Origin of the sequence: Capnocytophaga sp. oral taxon 863 str. F0517 (assembly GCF_000466425.1) — a bacterium.
In the GTDB taxonomy this organism is placed as follows: domain Bacteria; phylum Bacteroidota; class Bacteroidia; order Flavobacteriales; family Flavobacteriaceae; genus Capnocytophaga.
The window spans coordinates 1-270 of the sequence record NZ_KE992085.1 but is presented as its reverse complement, the minus strand read 5'-3'; the positions used below and the strand labels follow the sequence as shown (position 1 = coordinate 270).

The 270-nt window shown below is 51.5% G+C and carries 1 pseudogene; it reads right to left on the bottom strand.

Annotated features, from left to right (window positions below):
- Positions 1-270 (bottom strand): annotated as a pseudogene (locus HMPREF1551_RS13790) (hypothetical protein); the annotation flags it as partial.

Sequence of the window (270 nt, the reverse complement as noted above, 5' to 3'; positions counted from 1 at the left end):
TGTTTTGGATAGCAGGGAAGCTCACGCGTACCCAACCGTTGGGGTTTTCAATAGGGTCGTATTCGCCTTCTTGTTCGAGCAAGCGACCGGCAAGGTCTTCCATATGCCAACGGGTAAAGACCAAGAGTTGTTGGCTGTCGTTGTGAAGTCTGGTGGAAGCTACGGTATCATACCAGTCGGCTATATTCTGTCGAATGAGAGGCGACCAAGCCGCCGCGGCATCCTTATACAAATCGTCCATAATCAAGACATCTACCGGCTCGCCGGTTA